16 protein-coding genes and 1 pseudogene are annotated in these 17,842 nt (G+C 68.1%); 8 read left to right on the top strand and 9 right to left on the bottom strand.

Annotation, left to right across the window (positions count from 1 at the left end; all coding sequences use genetic code 11):
• Positions 1–25 precede the first annotated feature (25 nt).
• Positions 26–445 carry a YciI family protein gene (locus QZM35_RS02585; protein ID WP_089428050.1) on the bottom strand — a complete coding sequence of 140 codons (420 nt, stop codon included), beginning with the start codon at positions 443–445 and terminating at the stop codon, positions 26–28.
• A 125-nt stretch (positions 446–570) separates the two neighbouring features.
• Positions 571–924, bottom strand: a complete 354-nt coding sequence (locus tag QZM35_RS02580) for a YciI family protein (protein WP_089432340.1) — start codon at positions 922–924, stop codon at positions 571–573.
• Between the two features lie 204 nt (positions 925–1,128).
• Between QZM35_RS02580 and QZM35_RS02575 the strand changes: the two genes are divergently transcribed.
• The 4 genes from QZM35_RS02575 to QZM35_RS02560 all read left to right on the top strand — a co-directional run bounded on the left by QZM35_RS02575 (position 1,129) and on the right by QZM35_RS02560 (position 5,595).
• On the top strand, positions 1,129–2,985 hold the full coding sequence (locus QZM35_RS02575; protein ID WP_301775348.1) for an ExeM/NucH family extracellular endonuclease: 1,857 nt from the start codon (positions 1,129–1,131) through the stop codon (positions 2,983–2,985).
• 285 nt (positions 2,986–3,270) lie between these two features.
• Entirely contained in the window at positions 3,271–3,657 is a 387-nt protein-coding gene (locus QZM35_RS02570; protein WP_089428053.1) for a YqjD family protein, read from the top strand.
• Positions 3,658–3,721: 64 nt separating this feature from the next.
• Positions 3,722–4,306: a YSC84-related protein gene (locus QZM35_RS02565; RefSeq protein WP_089428054.1), complete on the top strand. Its 585-nt coding sequence runs from the start codon at positions 3,722–3,724 to the stop codon at positions 4,304–4,306.
• A 236-nt stretch (positions 4,307–4,542) separates the two neighbouring features.
• Positions 4,543–5,595, top strand: coding sequence for an AI-2E family transporter (locus tag QZM35_RS02560; RefSeq protein ID WP_089428055.1), 1,053 nt, complete (start codon positions 4,543–4,545; stop codon positions 5,593–5,595).
• Positions 5,596–5,638: 43 nt separating this feature from the next.
• Here QZM35_RS02560 and QZM35_RS02555 read toward each other — a convergent pair whose 3' ends face one another.
• The 6 genes and pseudogenes from QZM35_RS02555 to QZM35_RS02530 form a co-directional block, all read right to left on the bottom strand.
• Positions 5,639–6,154 carry a thioesterase gene (locus tag QZM35_RS02555; RefSeq protein WP_301775347.1) on the bottom strand — a complete coding sequence of 172 codons (516 nt, stop codon included), beginning with the start codon at positions 6,152–6,154 and terminating at the stop codon, positions 5,639–5,641.
• A gap of 207 nt (positions 6,155–6,361) precedes the next feature.
• Positions 6,362–7,378: an NADP-dependent oxidoreductase gene (locus QZM35_RS02550; protein WP_174972061.1), complete on the bottom strand. Its 1,017-nt coding sequence runs from the start codon at positions 7,376–7,378 to the stop codon at positions 6,362–6,364.
• Positions 7,379–7,415: 37 nt separating this feature from the next.
• Entirely contained in the window at positions 7,416–8,204 is a 789-nt protein-coding gene (locus tag QZM35_RS02545; RefSeq protein WP_089428058.1) for an SDR family oxidoreductase, read from the bottom strand.
• A gap of 464 nt (positions 8,205–8,668) precedes the next feature.
• The gene (locus tag QZM35_RS02540) at positions 8,669–9,259 is read right to left on the bottom strand and encodes a phosphatase PAP2 family protein (RefSeq protein ID WP_089428059.1); all 591 of its coding nucleotides are present in this window, start codon (positions 9,257–9,259) and stop codon (positions 8,669–8,671) included.
• Positions 9,260–9,340: 81 nt separating this feature from the next.
• Positions 9,341–10,657, bottom strand: a complete 1,317-nt coding sequence (locus QZM35_RS02535; RefSeq protein ID WP_089428060.1) for an Nramp family divalent metal transporter — start codon at positions 10,655–10,657, stop codon at positions 9,341–9,343.
• Positions 10,609–11,658 (bottom strand): annotated as a pseudogene (locus QZM35_RS02530) (helix-turn-helix domain-containing protein); the annotation flags it as partial. The gene QZM35_RS02535 and the pseudogene QZM35_RS02530, both read right to left, overlap by 49 nt.
• Positions 11,659–12,155: 497 nt before the next feature.
• Between QZM35_RS02530 and QZM35_RS02525 the strand changes: the two are divergent.
• Both QZM35_RS02525 and QZM35_RS02520 read left to right on the top strand, forming a co-directional pair.
• The gene (locus QZM35_RS02525) at positions 12,156–13,079 is read left to right on the top strand and encodes a LysR family transcriptional regulator (RefSeq protein ID WP_301775346.1); all 924 of its coding nucleotides are present in this window, start codon (positions 12,156–12,158) and stop codon (positions 13,077–13,079) included.
• Positions 13,080–13,174: 95 nt separating this feature from the next.
• The gene (locus tag QZM35_RS02520) at positions 13,175–13,576 is read left to right on the top strand and encodes an OsmC family protein (protein ID WP_089428063.1); all 402 of its coding nucleotides are present in this window, start codon (positions 13,175–13,177) and stop codon (positions 13,574–13,576) included.
• Positions 13,577–13,678: 102 nt separating this feature from the next.
• Here QZM35_RS02520 and QZM35_RS02515 read toward each other — a convergent pair whose 3' ends face one another.
• Entirely contained in the window at positions 13,679–14,560 is an 882-nt protein-coding gene (locus QZM35_RS02515; RefSeq protein ID WP_089428064.1) for a Dyp-type peroxidase, read from the bottom strand.
• A gap of 489 nt (positions 14,561–15,049) precedes the next feature.
• On the opposite strand from QZM35_RS02515, the gene QZM35_RS02510 reads away from it, so the two are divergent.
• On the top strand, positions 15,050–16,912 hold the full coding sequence (locus QZM35_RS02510) for an ABC transporter ATP-binding protein (RefSeq protein ID WP_089428065.1): 1,863 nt from the start codon (positions 15,050–15,052) through the stop codon (positions 16,910–16,912).
• Positions 16,913–17,119: 207 nt separating this feature from the next.
• Positions 17,120–17,833 (top strand): riboflavin synthase subunit alpha, encoded by a 714-nt coding sequence (locus tag QZM35_RS02505; protein WP_089428066.1) that lies wholly within the window; start codon positions 17,120–17,122, stop codon positions 17,831–17,833.
• Positions 17,834–17,842: the final 9 nt, after the last annotated feature.

Below are 17,842 nucleotides of genomic sequence, written 5' to 3'. Positions count from 1 at the left end.
GAGGTTGGATTCAGGCGGCAATCAATCAGGCGCTGGTGCGGCCGACGTGGAGTTCGCGGAACCGCTCGACCGCATCGCTCGGCGTGAGGTCGTCGAGCTCGAACAGCGGCCGCACCTCGATCTCGCAATCCATCTCGGCGCCGAACGGCGCGGGGAACCGGCGCGTCCATTCGAGCGCTTCGTCGCGCGAACGCACCTGGATCAGCGTATAGCCGGCAATCAGTTCCTTCGTTTCGGCGAACGGGCCGTCGACCACGGTGGCCTTGCCGCCCGTGTAGCGCACGCGCCAGCCACGCGCGCTCGGTCGCAGCCCGTTCGCGTCGAGCAGCACGCCGGCCCTGGCCAGTTCCTCGTGATAGACGGTCATGGCCTCGACCAGCCGGTTGTCCGGCAACGCATCGGATTCGCTGACGGCGTTCGCCCGGATCATGATCATGAATCGCATCGTTCACTCCTTGTCGTCGGTGGAAGGCAGCGCCCATTCGTCGGCGCCTTATCCGGACGACGGCCGGAAGACGGCCGGATCGACATATTCCGCGACATATCAGGGTAAATACCGAGTCGCGACCTTCACAGGAAGCACGGACCGACCGCCCGCACCTCGACCGTGCACCATTGCGCGGCCGGGCACTGGCGCGCGATCTCGATCGCTTCTTCGCGGGTGTCGACGTCGACGATGAAGAAGCCGCCGACCATCTCCTTCGCCTCCGCGAACGGGCCGTCGAGTAGCCGCGTCTCGCCGTCGCGCACCTGCACGCGCGTCGCGCGCTCGGAACGCTCCAGCGACTCGACGCCGCGCAGCACGCCGCGCGCCTTCAGCGTCTCGGCGAAATCGACCATCCGCGCGTACAGCGCCTGACCTTCGTCGAGCGTGCGTTCGGCGCGCTGCTCGGTCGGCTCGACTATCAACAACATGTAAGACATGGATGACTCCTGTGGGAACGGGGCGCGGCAGGGCTCGCCGCGCGATCGGGATGCGCCGGCCGATGCAAAAGCGTAACAGCCGCCGTGCGGCTTGCATCGTCGGCCGATCGGCAACTGGCCGGACGGCCATTTCGACCGCTTCCTGACATTTTGCCGTCAAGATGCCTTCCCGAACCGTCGGATTGTCTTCCTGTGGACCGCCCCATGTCACGCCTGCTTGTGCCGCTAGCCGTTGCACCGTTCATCACCCTCGCCGCCCTCCCTGCCCGGCCGGCCGTGGCCGCGCCGCCGGTCAGCGCCCGCTGCGGCGGCGCAACCACGCCGATTGCCGACCTTCGCGGCGCCGGCGGCCCGTCGCCGCTGGTCGGGCAAACGACCTCGATCGAAGCGGTCGTCACCGCGGCGTTCGGCGGCACCGACGGCCTTGGCGGCTTCTTCGTCCAGCAGGCCGACGCGCAGCGACGGCACCGGCCGGGCGTCTCCGAAGGCGTGTTCGTGTACGCGCCGAACGCGCGCGCGCAGGCCGGCGATCGCGTACATCTCACGGGCCGCGTCGACGAGCGTTACGGCCGGACGCAATTCACGCTGTCGGGCGGCGTGACCGTCTGCGCCCGCGGGCAAACGGTCACGCCTGCCACGCTCACGCTGCCCGTCGCCACCCCGGCGGTGCTGGCCGCGCTGGAAGGCATGCGGGTGCGCCTGCCGCAAACGCTGACGGTCAGCGATACCCACGAACTCGGCCGCTACGGCAGCGTCGTCCTCAGCCACGGCCGGCTGCGCATCCCGACCCACGTCGCTCCGCCGGCCGAGGCCGCCGCGATCGCGACCGCCAACGCACGCAACCGCATCGTGCTCGACGACGGCTCGACCCGCCGCGATCCCGCGACCGTGCGCTATCCGCCGCCCGCGCTGAGCGCCGCCAACACGCTGCGCGCGGGCTACACGGTACGCGGCGTCGAAGGCGTGCTCGAACTGCGCTACGGCGCATGGCGGCTGCAACCGGTTGCCGGCGCGGCGCCGGTGTTCGATGCCGCCACGAACCCGCGTACCGAGGCGCCGGCCCGGCACCCGGATGCCGACGTGCGCATCGTGTCGTTCAACGTATTCAACTATTTCAACGGCGACGGGCGTGGCGGCGGTTTCGATGCCCCGGCCAACCGCGGTGCGAAAACGCCCGCCGCGTTCGCGCGGCAGGAGGCGAAGATCGTCGCGGCGTTGCGCGCGCTGCGTGCCGACGTGATCGGGCTGATGGAAATCGCGAACAACGGCCACGGTGAAACGAGCGCCGTACGCCGTCTCGCCGCGCAACTGGGCGACGGCTGGCGCGCGGTCGAGCCCGGCACCGCGCGTCTCGGCCGCGATGCGATCGCAGTCGCGCTGCTGTACGACAGCCGCACGGTCGAGCCGGCCGGGCGCGCCGCGACCGTCGCACTCGGCGGCCGGCACCGCCCGCCGCTCGCGCAGACATTCCGGCGCATCGGCGGCGCGCGCGCCTTCACGGTCGCGGTCAATCACCTGAAATCGAAGAACTGCCCGAACGCGACCGGCGCCGATCGTGACCAGTCGGACGGCCAGGGCTGCTGGAATGCGGCGCGCACGCAAGCCGCCGCGCGCATCGCCGACTGGCTCGCCACGTCGCCGACCGGCACCAGGGCCGATGGCGTCCTGCTGATCGGCGACCTGAACAGCTACGCGAAGGAAGACCCGGTGCGCGCGCTCGAATCGCGCGGCTACGCGAACCTGGTGGCCCGCTTCGTCGGCGATGCTGCGTACAGCTACGTATTTCGCGGCGAAGCGGGCAGCCTCGACCACGCGCTGGCCACGCCGGCGCTCGCCGCGCGCGTGAGGGCCGTGCACGTCTGGCACATCAACACCGACGAGCCGGTCGCGCTGCAACCGTTGCCTGATTACAAAACGGCCACGCAACGGTCGATTTATTACGCACCCGACGCGTACCGGTCATCGGATCACGATCCCGTCGTGATCGACGTCGCGCTTGGCAATGGCGGCACGTCAGCAGCCCCGGGCACGAACCATGCTCCTCGACCAACGGTCGATTAGTGCATTTGCATCAGCACAAGGCCTGCAACGGCACTATTTACCTGATGGCCCTGGTGACGCGATATTTACCGGACCTTCACTGCGTACCGCAGCCCGATACGCCGCTTCGCCCGGAATGCGAATTTTTTTCAATCGCCTCGCCGCCCCGTGCGGCGGGGCTTCGCGGCAATCCTGCCGACGAATTGAAAATTTGTCTCGAAACAAAATCGGGCCAAGTGAATCACACAGGTTGCTGGGATTCGTCTTATCTTCAAATTTGCCTTGAATCGAAGGAGGATAAACACCATGGCGCTCACCGACTCGATCGAACACAAGCTGGACCGCGGCCTGTCCGACATCCGTCGCACGGGCCGGCGCGTGGGACGCACGACGCGCTCGGCCGCCCGCGACCTGCATGACGACGTCACCGACGATCTGCGCGGGCTGGTCGACGAACTGGAAGATCTGCTGAAAAACGACGGCGACGGCGATATCGCCGCGCTGCGCAAGCGCGTGCAATCCAAGCTGGATGAAGCGCGCGGCGCACTCGACCATGCGTCGGGCAGCGCGGCCGCCCGGCTGCGCGATTCGGCCGAACGCGTGTCGCAGGTCGTGCAAGACAACCCGTGGCAAACCGCCGGCGTCGTCGCCGGCCTCGCGTTCGTTGCGGGCCTGCTCCTTGCCCGCCGTTGAGCGGAGCCGGCCGCCACGCGCCCGCCCCGTCTGTCCTCAATCAGACAAACGAAGGAGAAACGCCATGCAGAAGACCTTTGCCATGAAAGCCGCCGCCGCCGTCCTGCTCGGCAGCCTCGCGCTCGCCGGTTGCACGACCACCCCGGACAAACCGGAAGGCGCCGCGGCCAGTGCGTCGAAGCGCCAGTCGATCGACGCCAGCGTCAACGCGACGCTGTCGCGCCTCTATTCGACGGTGCCGGGTTCGCGTGAACTCGTCGCGAAATCGCGCGGCGTGCTCGTGTTCCCGAACGTGCTGCAGGCCGGCTTCATCGTCGGCGGCCAGTCCGGCAACGGCGCGCTGCGCGTCGGCGGCAGCACGGTCGGCTACTACAACACGTCGTCGCTGTCGGTCGGCCTGCAGGCCGGCGCGCAGTCGAAGGCGATCGTGTTCCTGTTCATGACGCAGGATGCGCTCGACTCGTTCCGCAAGTCCGAAGGCTGGGCCGCGGGCGCCGACGCGTCGGTCGCGGTCGTGAAGGTCGGCGCGAATGGCGCGGTCGACTCCAACACCGCCACCGCCCCGGTCGAGGTGCTGGTCCTGACCAACGCGGGCCTGATGGGCGACCTGTCGGTGAACGGCACCAAGGTCACGAAGCTCAACATCTGACGATGCGGCACGCGGCGTCGCGCCGCGTTTGCTTCCCGGCAGCGCCGCGGCCCCGGCCGCGGCGTTTTCGCATGGGCCGCGCGCAGCGGCTATGATGGCGGCGCCTTTGCGGGCATACTCCGCTTCGGGCCGCCCTGCGTCGCATTTCGCCGCGAACCCGTGACGATCGAGAACCGATCGCGCGCGGGGCAACGAGATTCAATCAAACCACGCATCAATCTGCGCGAACGTCATCCATGGAAAGCGGACACGACCACCAAAAATTCTTCTATTTCCTGCTGGCCGCGGTCACCGTCGGACTCTGCTGGATCCTCGCGCCGTTTTCCGGAGCCGTGTTCTGGGGCACCATTCTCGCGATCCTGTTCCAGCCCGTGCAGCGCTGGCTCGCCGCACGCTTCGGCAAGCGGCGCAACCTGGCCGCGCTCGTGACGCTGTCGCTGATCGTCCTGATCGTGATCCTCCCGCTCGTGTTCGTCGCCGCGACGCTCGTGCAGGAAATCGCGTACGTGTACCAGGAACTCAAGGACGCCCAGCCGAACTATTCGCAGTATTTCCACGACATCATTCACGCGCTGCCGACGTCGATCCAGAACCTGCTGCAGAAATACGGGCTGACCAACATCCCGGGCATCCAGAAGAAGCTGACCGACGGCGCCGCGCAAATCAGCCAGTTCGCGGCCACCCAGGCGCTCAGCATCGGCCAGAACACGTTCCAGTTCGTCGTGAGCTTCGGCGTGATGCTGTACATGGTGTTCTTCCTGCTGCGCGACGGCGGCGAGATCGGCCGCCGCGTGCGCCGCGCGCTGCCGCTCGACGAGGAGCACAAGAACCTGCTGCTCGCGAAGTTCACGACCGTCGTGCGCGCAACGGTCAAGGGCAACATCGCGGTCGCGCTCGTGCAGGGCGCGCTCGGCGGCCTGATCTTCTGGATCCTCGGGATCGAGGGCGTCGTGCTGTGGGGCGCGCTGATGGCATTCCTGTCGCTGCTGCCCGCGATCGGCGCGAGCCTCGTCTGGGTGCCGGCCGCGCTCTACTTCCTGATGATCGGCGCGGTCTGGAAGTGCGTGATCCTCGTCGCATTCTGCGTGGGCGTGATCGGCCTCGTCGACAACCTGCTGCGCCCGATCCTCGTCGGCAAGGACACGAAGATGCCCGACTGGGTCGTGCTGATCTCGACGCTCGGCGGGATGGCGCTGTTCGGCATCAACGGCTTCGTGATCGGGCCGCTCGTCGCCGCGCTGTTCATGGCGAGCTGGGACATCTACGCACGATCCGAACAGGGCGAATGACGCATCGCGTGGCCGCGTGCCACGCACCTGCCGGCACGCGCCGTCATGGATGGCGAATGCGGATCACGACGGGCGCCTCGGCGCCCGTTGCTTCATCCGCCGCCAGCGACATCACGCCGCCATACGGACCGACGCGATACGTGCGGCCCGATACCAGCGGCACGCTTCGATCGCCGTGCGCATCGCGCCACGTTGCCCGCACGCGCGAAGCGACATCGGGCGAGAACGGCGCACCGTCGGGCCCGACCAGCGCCACCTGGGCGCCCGGCAACCGCCGGCCATGGGCATCGAATCGCAGTGTTGCCGCCGCCCCGCCGCTCGCCACCTCCCGTCCTTCGACCACCACGCCCGCCGGTGCGTCGAGCGTCACGTCGTAGAGATCGACGAGCGCGCCCGTGAACCGTACGATGCCATCCGACGCGGCATGCCCGGCCGCCACCGCATTCGACATCGCGAACGCCACGCCAAGCCAGATTGCGATCTGCCGCACGGCACCGCCGCACCGCACCGTTCGATTGCGCATCGCCACCGATGCCGCCCGCTTCGCGTCGTTTCGCATGCTCCCTCTCCTCTGCCGTGACCAGAAAAAAAAGGCGGCGTGACGCGTCGGTCACGCCGCCTGTCTGCTGGCAATCACTTTAGGGAGAGACGTCCGGACAAGATATGGGACTAGTCCGAAACTAAAGCCCGGCCGTTCGAACGCAGCGCGTTCGGCACCCGCTCGCGGCAGCGTACGAACGGCATCGCACGCTGCATCGCGGGCCGGTCAGGCGCCGGGATCGACGCGCAGCACGAGCTTGCCGCGATGGTCGCCGTCGAACAGGCGATTCAGCACGTCGGGCGCGTTCTCGAGACCGTCCGCAACCGTCTCTTCGGCCTTGAGCCGGCCGTCGCGCAGCCAGCCCGCGAGCGTCTGCACGGCTTCCCGGCTCTTGCGATAGTCGAGGATCAGGAAGCCGCGCATCGTCAGCCGCTTCGAGATCAGCACGCCGACGTCGTCCGCCGCGCGCCCGCTGTTGTAGTTCGAGATCACGCCGCACAGCGCGACGCGCCCGCCGATCACCATCCGCGACAGCACCGCGCGCATCACCTCGCCGCCGACGTTTTCGAAGTTCACGTGCACGCCGTCCGGCGTCGCCGCCTTCAGCTGCTGACGGAAATCGTCGGCCTTGTAGTCGACGGCCGCGTCGAAGCCGAGCGTCTCGGTCAGGTAGCGGCACTTGTCCGCGCCGCCCGCGATGCCGACCACGCGTGCGCCGTGGATCTTGCCGATCTGCCCGGCGATCGAGCCGACCGAGCCGGCCGCCGCCGACACCACGAGCGTCTCGCCCGGCTGCACCGGCGCGATATCGGTCAGCCCGTAATACGCGGTCAGCCCGCTCATCCCGCACGCGCCGAGCAGCGTCGGCAGCGGCAGGCCCGACGCCGCGGGCAGCTTCACGAGCTGCGCGGCCTGGTCGGCCGGCACGACCGCGTAGTCCTGCCAGCCGACGAGCCCCTGCACGAGATCGCCTTCCGCGAACCCCGCATGACGCGACGCCACCACGCGCCCGATGCCGAGCGCGCGCATCACCTCGCCGATCGCGACGGGCGGCAGGTACTGCGGCACGTCGCTCATCCACACGCGGTTGGTCGGGTCCATCGACAGGTACAGCACGCGCACGAGTACCTCGCCGTCGGCAAGCGCCGGCACCGGCGTCTCGACGAGCGAAAAGTGTTCGCGGCCGACCCGCCCTTCCGGGCGCGTCTTCAGCAGCAATTGGCGGTTCACGGGTGTGGACACGATGTTCTCCTCCGGTCGTAGTGGTTCGGGATGCGCGTCAGACCGCGCACATGCCGCCGTCGATCACGAGTTCGGCGGCCGTCACGAAGCGGCTCTCGTCGGATGCGAGATACACGGCCGCGTGCGCGACGTCGTCCGGCTCGCCGAGCCGGCGCAGCGGAATGCCGCGTGCGAGCTTGCGCATCGCGTCGCGTTCGCCGAGCGACTGGAACAGCGGCTCGACGATCCCCGTGCGGATGAACGCCGGGTGAATCGAGTTGCAGCGCACGTCGATCTCGCGGCGCGCGCAGTCGATCGCGACCGACTTCGTCAGCGACGCGACCGCCGCCTTCGACGCGTTGTACGCGGTGAAATCCGGCTCGACCTTGAACGCGGCGACCGACGAGATGTTGATGATCGACGCGGGATGGCTTTCGGCCAGATACGACAGTGCATGCTTGCAGCCGAGCACGATGCTCTCGACGTTGATCGCCATCACGCGCCGCCATTCGTCCAGCTCGATCTGCGCAGGCGAGCCGATCGAGCCGACGCCCGCGTTGTTGACGAGCACCGACAGCCCGCCCATCACATCGACCGCCTGCGCAAGCAGCGCCTGCCAGCGTGCTTCGTCGCGCACGTCCTGCGTCGCGGCGAACGCGACCGGCGTCGCGTGCCCCGCGTTGAGTTCCTGCGCGAACGCGTCGAGCACCGCCGCGTCGGCGATGTCGGTCACGAACACGCGCGCGCCCTGCTCGACCATCCGGCGCGCGATCGCGCGGCCGAGGCCGCCCGCGGCGCCCGTGATGTATGCGCACTTGCCGGCAAGGCGCGAAGAAACGACTGTCATGTGACCTGCTCCTATCGTGAATCGTCGTCGCGGAACGCTGCCGCGACGGGTGGGCCGTGCCTGTTCCGGCCGGCGCGGGCCGGTCGACCGTGCCTCGACATCACGAGGCGCCGCACGGTTTCCGCGAGTATATCGAGACGAACCTGACGCGTGCCGGACGCGCCGGGCAGCCTGCCCCGGTTGAACGACAGCCAGCGTACGCGAATGCCGCCAATCGATGAAATGAATAATCGTTATGCCCGGTCATAGGTACTGTTCATGACCTCGGCGTGTCGGCGCGCATGTACGGGCCAGCGGCACCCGCGGATCACGCAGACCAGCCAGGTTGATTCAGGCAATGACGAAGCGCGGCGTTCCGCGCAGACGCGAAAGCGGTCGCGAAAATGAACGGGGTGGAATCGTGCAACCGCCGGGCGAATGCCGGCGGCAAGAAAGCGGCGCCGGGGCGCCGCGACCAGCTGCCGTCAGAATCCGTCGCCCGACGGCGCGCGCACGAACGCGCAGAGTTGCGGCGAATGGGTGTCGATCATCTGCTGGAACGGCGCACGGTGCCCGTACGCGATGCCCGACACGAGCAGCAGGCAGACGGCCGCGACGCGCGGCGAGAAGGCACGCTGCCGCGCGCTGTCGTAGCCGCGCAGGAACACCAGCGCGACCAGCGCGCCGAGCATCCAGCCGACGATCACTTCCGGCACGGTGTGCGAATGATCGAACACGCGCGCGACGGCCGTGAGCGCGCCGACGGCCAGCCCGGCCGCGATGCCGGGCGCCTTGCCCGGCCGGAACGCCTGCCACAGCATGGACAGCGCGACGGTCCACACGGACGTCGACAGCATCGTATGGCCGCTGATCACGCGGAAATCGAATTGCGGCAGCTCGATGCCGCACCCGGCATAGAGGATCTTGGTGGCGCCGACGAGGCCCATGCCGGCGGCGAGCAGCACGCCCCAGCGGACGGCGAGGCGCCAATCGGTCAGCGCGAGCCATGCCGCGCAGGTCAGCGCGATCGGCAAGGTCAGCGCGGCATCGCCGATGTTGCTGATTTCACTCCACATAACGGACTTCGGACGACGATCGAAAGGCCGCAGTTTACCGCATGCGCGCCGCGCGACTGTGTCAGCCTGTGTCAGGCTGTATCAGCCCGCGACACCGGTAATCAGCAGCAGGTTCGTGCCGGTGATGACGGCGAACAGCGCCCATGCGGCAATCTGCATCCCGCGCCCGATCGTGTGCTCGCCCATCATGTTGCGATCGCTGACCGAGCGGATCAGCGGCCACATCGCGAACGGCAGCTGCAGGCTCAGCAGCACCTGGCTCCACACGAGCAGCTGCCCCACCGAGCTGTCGCCAAGCCACAGCACGCCGATCAGCGCCGGCACGAGCGCGAGCCCGCGCGTGATCAGCCGGCGCTGGTAGCACGGGATCTTCGTATGCAGGAAGCCGTCCATGATCACCTGGCCGGCGATCGTGCCGGTCAGCGTCGAGCTCTGCCCCGACGCGAGCAGCGCGATGCCGAACAGCAGTGCCGCCGCGCCGCCGGCGATCGGCGTAATCAGGTTGTAGGCCTGCTCGATGTCGGTCACGTTGTGCTGGCCCGTCGCATGGAAGGCCGCGCCCGCGACGACCAGGATCGCCGCGTTGACGAGCATCGCGACGAACAGCGACACGCAGGTATCGATGCGCACCAGCGCGAGCGTGTCGCGGATCATCCCGCGCGCGCCGCCGACCACGTGCCGCGTCTGCACGACCGACGAATGCAGGTACAGGTTGTGCGGCATGATCGTCGCGCCGACGATGCCGAGCGCGAGCACGATCGCGTCCTTGCGGTCGTGGCCCGGATCGCCCGGCACCAGCCCGCCGACCACCGCGTGCCAGTCGGGCGGCGTGATCGCGACCTGCGCGACGAAGCAGAACGCCATCGTCGCGATCAGCGCGAGCACGATCGCCTCGATCTGCCGGAACCCCTTGCCCTGCAGGCCGAGCACGATGACCGTGTCGAGCGCGGTCAGCACGATCCCCCACGCGAGCGGCACGCCGAGCAGCAGCTTGAACGCGAGCGCGCAGCCGAGGACTTCCGCGATGTCGCACGCGATGATCGACACTTCGGCGGTCACCCACTGCACGATGCGGCCGAACCGGCCATAGCGGTCGTAGCTGGCCTGTGCGAGATCCCTGCCGGCGACGAGGCCGAGCCGCGCCGCGAGCATCTGCAGGAAGATCGCCGCGAGGCTCGAGAACGCGACGACCCACAGCAGCGAATAGCCGAACTGCGAGCCGGCCTGGATGTCGGTCGCCCAGTTGCCGGGATCCATGTAGCCGATCGCGACCAGCAGGCCGGGGCCGAAGAAGCGCTTGAGCTTCTGCCAGCGCGGCGCGCCGGCATCGATCGTGATGCTGCCCTTGACTTCCGACGGGCAGAAAGGGGCGGTGGCGGTGGTGGGGAGGAAGGACATGGAAACCGGGGCTCGAGATCGGGACAGGACGATTCTACGGGTATCCGCCCGATTTTCTCCCGCGCGGCCCGTCACGCGGCGCGATGCCCCTCGGTGCCGTCGCCGGCCCCCTCGCCTGCATCGGCCGGCCTCGCGCCACGGGTGAGGATCCTTTCGCGCTCGGAGACACGGAATTCGGTCGGCGACATCAGCATGCGCTGGCGAAACAGCTTCGCGAGCCGCTCGCCGCTGCCGAACCCGGTGCGGCGCGCGACCTTGTCGGCCGGCAGCGTCGTGTGGACCAGCATGTGGCAGGCGCGCTCGAGCCGCACGTGCTGGACGAATTCGGTCGGCGTCACGCCGATTTCCTTCTTGAAGCGCCGCAGGAAGTTGCGCTCGCTCATCGCGGCGGCCTGGGCCGCGTTCGCGATCGAGATGCGGTTCACGCTCTGCGCGCGCAGCCGCTGCGCCGACATCCGGATCGACGGGCTCGCGCTCAGCTCGCGAAAGGCCCACATCGACTGCGCATAGCGCTGCTCGACCGGCCGCAGCAGGTTGCTGGCGATCTCCTGCGCGGCAATGTCGCCGAGCTCGACGCGGAACATGTCGAGCACGGCGGCGAACACGTCGGTTTCCCCGGCCTGCAGCTCGACCGTCGTGGCGACCCGTCGCCCGCCCCGGCCGGGCCGCCCGTCGAGCGCCGCCGACGGACGCTGCATGGCCGCGAGCGTGGGCAGATCCATCCCGTCGACGATCCAGCGCGCATGACGACGAATGTCGGCGAGGCGACGCTGCAATGCGTCGTCCCAGTTGACCACCGCGCGGTCACCGTGAAGATGAAAGAACGCGAGCGCGCGGCGGCCATGCTCGTCACCGAGCGGATCGGCCGCGATGCTCACGCCGGAGGACGACTGCACCAGTCCCCCGCTTTCGGATACGTACTTCAACTGGTAGTCAGCACTGTAGGCGTGCAGGCGATTCGCCAGGTTGAAAGCCTCGCCAAGACGCGCGGCCTGGGCCAACGAAAATCCCGTACTCAAATAGATAACGACCCATCTCTGATCTGCTGCATTCACTGGCCAAGCCCCCGACTTGTTCGACTTCTTCTAATACCGTCGAACTGTCAGGCTTATATTTGGTTTGAATGCGTGCGACAGGACGGCTATCCCGAAATATGAAGCGACGGCATCTTAGCCGAACGGGTCGCGCCTTTGGCGCGAAATGGCCGACGCGGACAGCATGATGGCGGATTACTACAGGCTGTCGCGGTTTGCCGGCGGCCCTGTATGGAATTGCCCGGGCCGATATTGCCCATTATTACGATTGTGTATGTCGCAATCCGCGCATTTCATTGCGAATTATTGCGTCGGATATCCGGATAAATGCACAACCGAATATCGGCTCAAATGATATCGATTCGTATCCTGTGCCTGCGAACGTCACGCAGGAAAGGCCGCCGTATCCGTTGCCTGCGCATCCCTTAGAATCGGTCCACCCTTCACCACGCCACCCGCGCCCCGTGCCCGCCGATCACCGTCTCGACCTGAACCTGTTTCGCGTGCTCGACGCCGTCTACGTGCATGGCGGCATCGGCGCGGCCGCCCGCGCGCTGCACCTCACGCAGCCGGCCGTCACGCATGCGCTCAACCGGATGCGCGCGCATTTCGACGATCCGCTGTTCGTGCGGCAGGGCAACCGCGTCGTCGCAACCGAACGCACGCGCACGATCATCGCGGACGTGCAGTTGCACCTGAAGGGCCTGCAAGGCACCGCGCGCGCACCGTCGGCATTCGATCCCGCGACGCTCGACCTGAGCATCGCGGTCGGCATTCGCGACGTGCTGGAATCGATCGCGCTGCCGCGGATCGTCGCCGCGTTCGCCGACGAAGCGCCGGGCCTGCGGCTCGTGAGCCGCCGCATCGCGGTGGCCGACATCGAGCGCGAACTCGCATCGGGCAATCTCGATCTCGCCGTCGATCGCCGCGTGCCGACCGGCCCGCGCATCGCCACCGACCACCTGCTCGACGATTCGCTCGTCGTCGCGCTGCGCTACGATCATCCGCTTGCGCACGAACCGCTGCGGCGCGGCGACTATTTCGCGGCGCAGCATGTCTCGGTGTCGTCGCTCGGCGAGCCGCAATCGCTCGACGTGCTGCTCGGCAACGACGGCCGTTTCCGCGATATCCGGCTCACCTGCCAGCACTATTTCGCCGCCTGCCAGATCGCCGCGACCGGCAACCTGCTGGTCACGCTGCCGCACACCTATGCGTTGCGGATGGCCGCGCTGCTGCCGATCGTCGTGCGGCCGCTGCCGTTGCGGCTCAAGCCGTTCCCGCTCCTCGCGTACTGGCACGAATCGCGCGACGCCGATCGCGCGCACCAGTGGGTGCGCGAACGTATCGCCGCACTCGTGCGCAGCAGCGCCAGCGTCACCGACGCCTAGCCGCGCGGCGCACGCCGTCCCGATCGGGGCGGTATGCTGACGGCTGCGCGTCACCCTCTTCCGTTTTCTCACTTTCCGCTGACCGGAGACTTGCCATGTCGCTCATCCATGCCGCCGCCGTCCTCGACGCCGATGCGCCCGACTACGTCGTCCAGCTGCAGGCCGGCACGCACGCGTTGACCGGCGACGAAGCGCCCCGCGAAGGCGGCCAGGATCGCGGGCCGGCGCCGTACGAGTTCGTGCTGGCCGGGCTCGCGCAATGCACGGCCGCGACGCTGCGCATGTACATGCAGCGCAAGACGTGGCCGGCCGCGCGCATCGACGTGCGCACCGAGCTGCATGCCGATCGCGACGGCACGCAGTACGTGCGCCGCGTCGTGACGCTCGACGGCCCGCTCGATGAAGCGCAACGCCAGCGCCTCGCCGAAATCTGCGAGAAAACGCCGGTCACGCAGTTCATCAAGCGCGGCACGCGGATCGACACGACGTTGAACTGACACGCCACGCACGAAAGCACACGGCACACGATCGCCGCGCAACAAGAAACGGGGGGCCGCGCACGATGCGCGGCCCCCCGTTTCGTCGAACCCGTCAGGCGCTTACAGCCCGAGCGCGGACAGGTCGAGCTTGCCGTCCTTCAACGGCGGGCACCAGAAATACGCGCCCGTCAGCGGCCGCGTGAAGCGGAACAGGCCGTCGACGATCCCGTCCTCCGCGCCGCTCATCCGGCGCATCTGCACGTCGAACGCGCGGAACGAGCAGCCGAACGCGACGAAGTAGAGGCCCGCGCGACGCGCGTCCGACCACGGCGACGAGCGGCGCAGCATGAACGCCTCGGGTTCGAAGCTTTCCTGCGCGGTGCGCTTCACGTGCGCGAACTCGGGTGCGTCGTCGAGTTCTTCGTTGTCCGAGCGGCGGCGCCCGACGATGTTGTCCATGTCGCCCGACGGAATGCGCTCCATCTGGTCGAAGTCGTGCAGCCATTGCTGGACCGCGACGAAGCTCGCCCCGTCGAGCCCCGCGCCCTGCCCCGTCACGATCGCCGCGGCCACCGCGTCGTCGCCTTCCGGGTTCTCCGTGCCGTCCTCGTAGCCGGACAGGTCGCGATCGTTCGAATAGCGGAAACCGTCGACCGCATCCTGCAACGCGAAGGCCGGCGCCAGCGCGCGTTCGATCGCCCGCGCGCGCAGCACGAGCTCGCCGCGGTCGTCGCCACGCAGCCAGACCCACACGTCGGCCGGCGTCGCCGGCAGCGTGCGGTCCTTCACCGCGAACGCCGGGAATTCGGTCAGCCCCGGCACCGGGTGCCCGAGGTGCGCCGCCAGCGCATGCCCGACCCCGACCACCGTGTCGCGTCCGTCGACGATCTCGCGCAGCGCGGCCAGCGCCGCGGCCACATTGCCGTCATTCGACATCGTGAAAGTGAGGTATCGGGCCGCCGAATCGATCGGGGTCAGGATGCCTTGCTGAACGTCGCTCATCGTTTCCTCAGGAATGTATCGTGGTGAATCTGCGAGGGCCGCGGCGGCGTGCGCCGCAGACGCCGAAGCGCAATCGACGCGCGTGCCGGCCCTTGCGCTGCCGCACTGGGGAAAGGCCGCAAAAGAAGGGCCGATACCCTGAATACTAACGTATCGACGCTGCAACGCCGCATTCGTCAGACGTTGCGGCGCGCCCTTCACTGCTGATAGAATCTTTTCACGTCTTTTCGGCGTCCTTTCAACCGTTCACTTCAGGGGAGGTGCAGATGTTCCGAATGTCAGCCACCTTCCCGAACGTGGTCCCACGGCGCAGCTGATCCAGCCCGCCGTCCGCGCCGGCTCCCGAGTTTTTCGCTAACCCGTCAGCCGCGCCGTTTCCCGACAGCCCGTTTCGTTTTCCGCCCGCGATGTTCGCGCGGCCCGGCTGTTGCGTTTTCGATGTTCTCCGAACCGGAAAGTCCCGTCGCGCGATGCGCCGGGCAACGATAAATGACCAGAAAAACCTCCCATCTGGGCGGCCAGGCATTCCAGGCCGTCTTCGGCTTTACCTTCCGCTACTGGCGCAAGCAGCCGGCGCGCACCGCGACGGTCGCGAGCCTTGCGCTGCTCGCCGCGCTCGCCGACGTGCTCACGCCGCTGTTCGCGGGCCGCCTCGTCGACGCGCTGTCGACCGGCCTGACCGACCGCGCCGCCGCGTGGCATGCGGCCCTCGTCGCGTTCGGCACGCTCGCGGCGCTCGGGCTCGGCGCGACGGTGCTGCGGCAAGGCGTCTACCTGAACATCATCACGCTCACGCTGAAGATGATGAGCGAGATCGCGGCCGCGTCGTTCCATCGCGTGCAGCGCTTCTCGACCGACTGGCACGCGAACAGCTTCGCGGGCTCGACCGTGCGCAAGATCACGCGCGGCATCTGGGCGCTCGACCTGCTGAACGACACCGTGCTGATCGCGCTGCTGCCGTCGGTCACGATGCTGGTCGGCGCCACCGTGCTGCTCGGCACGCATTGGCCCGTGATGGGGCTCGTCGTCGGCGCGGGTTCGCTGCTGTACATCACGGTGACGGTGGCCGTGTCGCTCGGCATCGTCGCGCCCGCCGCGCGGCTCGGCAACCTGTGGGACACGCGCATGGGCGGCGCGCTCGCCGATGCCGTAAGCTGCAACGCGGTCGTCAAGGCGTTCGGCGCGGAAACGCGCGAGGAAGCGCGGCTCGCACGCGTGATCGGCAAGTGGCGGCAGCGCACGCGCCGCACCTGGGTGCGCGGCACGTTGAACGGCGGGTTGCAGGGCGCGATGCTCGTCGCGATGCAGGCCGCGATGATCGGCGTCGCGCTGCGGCTGTGGGCGAACGACGAGGCGAGCGTCGGCGACATCGCGTTCGCGCTGACGATGTTCTTCATGCTGCAGGGCTACCTGCGCGACGTCGGCATGCACATCCGCAACCTGCAGCGCTCGGTGAACGACATGGAGGAACTCGTCGCGCTCGAACGCCAGCCGCTCGGCATCGACGATCGTCCCGGCGCGCCGGCGATCCGGATCGGGCAAGGCGAGATCCGCTTCGAGCACGTGACGTTCCGCTACGACAACCATCCGGTGCCGCTGTACAACGATTTCTCGATGCGGATCGCGCCGGGCGAGCGCGTGGGCCTCGTCGGCCACTCGGGGTCGGGCAAGACGTCGTTCATCAAGCTGATCCAGCGCCTGTACGACGTGTCGGGCGGCCGCATCACGATCGACGGCCAGGACATCGCGCAGGTCAGGCAGGATTCGCTGCGCAGCCAGATCGCGATCGTCCAGCAGGAGCCCGTGCTGTTTCACCGCACGCTCGCGGAGAACATCGCGTATGCGCGCCCCGACGCGAGCCGGGCCGACATCGAGCGCGCCGCGCGGCTCGCCAGCGCGCACGACTTCATCGCCACGCTGCCGGACGGCTATGACACGCTCGTCGGCGAGCGCGGGATCAAGCTGTCGGGCGGCGAACGCCAGCGGGTCGCGATCGCGCGCGCGTTTCTCGCCGATGCGCCGATCCTGATCCTCGACGAAGCCACGTCGAGCCTCGACAGCGAAAGCGAGCTGCTGATCCAGCAGGCGATGGAGCGGCTGATGGTCGGCCGCACGACGCTCGTGGTCGCGCACCGGCTGTCGACCGTGCGCGCGCTCGACCGGCTGCTGGTGCTCGATCGCGGCAAGGTGATCGAGGAAGGCAGCCACGACGCGCTGATCCGGATCGACGGCGGCATCTATCGCCGGCTGTTCGAGCGGCAGGCGCTGGAGCTGGCGAAGGGGCTCGCCGATTCGCCGCGGCGCACGGCGGACGACGATGCCGGGCCGCTCGGCGAGCCGGCCGAGGTGTGACGCAAGCGTGTCGCAATGCGCGCCGGCGGCGCGGTCATCGCCGCCGGCGCGCGTCGATAAACGGATCCGGATCGAGGCCGTGCCAGGTGCACGGCCTTTTTTACGTCCGCGCGTCAGACCTGCCGCCCCGGCGCCGCGCGCCGAGGAGTGCCCTTTTCCGGTATCCCGTATCATGTCGACCAGGAAATTTGCGACTAGGGATCGACCATGTTTACAGGAATTGTCCAGGGCGTTGCCACCGTCAAACGCATCGCCGATCACGGGGAACTGAGAACCTTCAGCATCGAATTCCCGGAGCGCTTTACCGACGACATCGAGATCGGCGCCAGCGTCTCGGTCGACGGCGTCTGCCTGACGGTGACGACCATCCATTCGCCGGAGTTGATCGACTTCGACGTGATGCTGCCGAGCCTGCGAATCACGACGCTGGCCGATCTCACGACGGGCGCGCACATCAACGTGGAGCGGGCCGCGAAGGACGGTGCGGAGATCGGCGGGCATCCGCTGTCCGGCCACGTGGATTTCACCGGGACCATCCGGCACATCGCGGTGTCCGAACACAACCGGATGGTGCGCATCGGCGTGCCGGAGGCGTTCAAGCGGTATGTGTTCGCGAAGGGCTATATCGCGATCAACGGCTGCAGCCTGACGGTGTCCGACGTCAACCGCGACGAAGGCTGGTTCGATGTCTGGCTGATTCCCGAAACGCGCCGCGCGACGACCTTCGATGCGAAGGGCGTCAACGACACGGTCAACATCGAGATCGAGCGCAGCACGCAGGTGGTCGTCGATACGATCCGGGAAGCGGTCAAGGAGACGCTCGGAGAATTGAACGGCGTCGTCACCGCGTTGCTGGCGGAAAAAGGCATCGATATCGAGGAACTGCTCGCGCGGAACGTCGCGAAGCTGCCGAAGCAGTAACGGATGCCG

The sequence above is a fragment of the Burkholderia sp. AU45274 genome (genome assembly GCF_030482505.1).
Taxonomy (GTDB): Bacteria; Pseudomonadota; Gammaproteobacteria; order Burkholderiales; family Burkholderiaceae; genus Burkholderia.
Note: the sequence above shows the minus strand (reverse complement) of the source record. Positions and strands in the feature narration are given on the sequence as shown.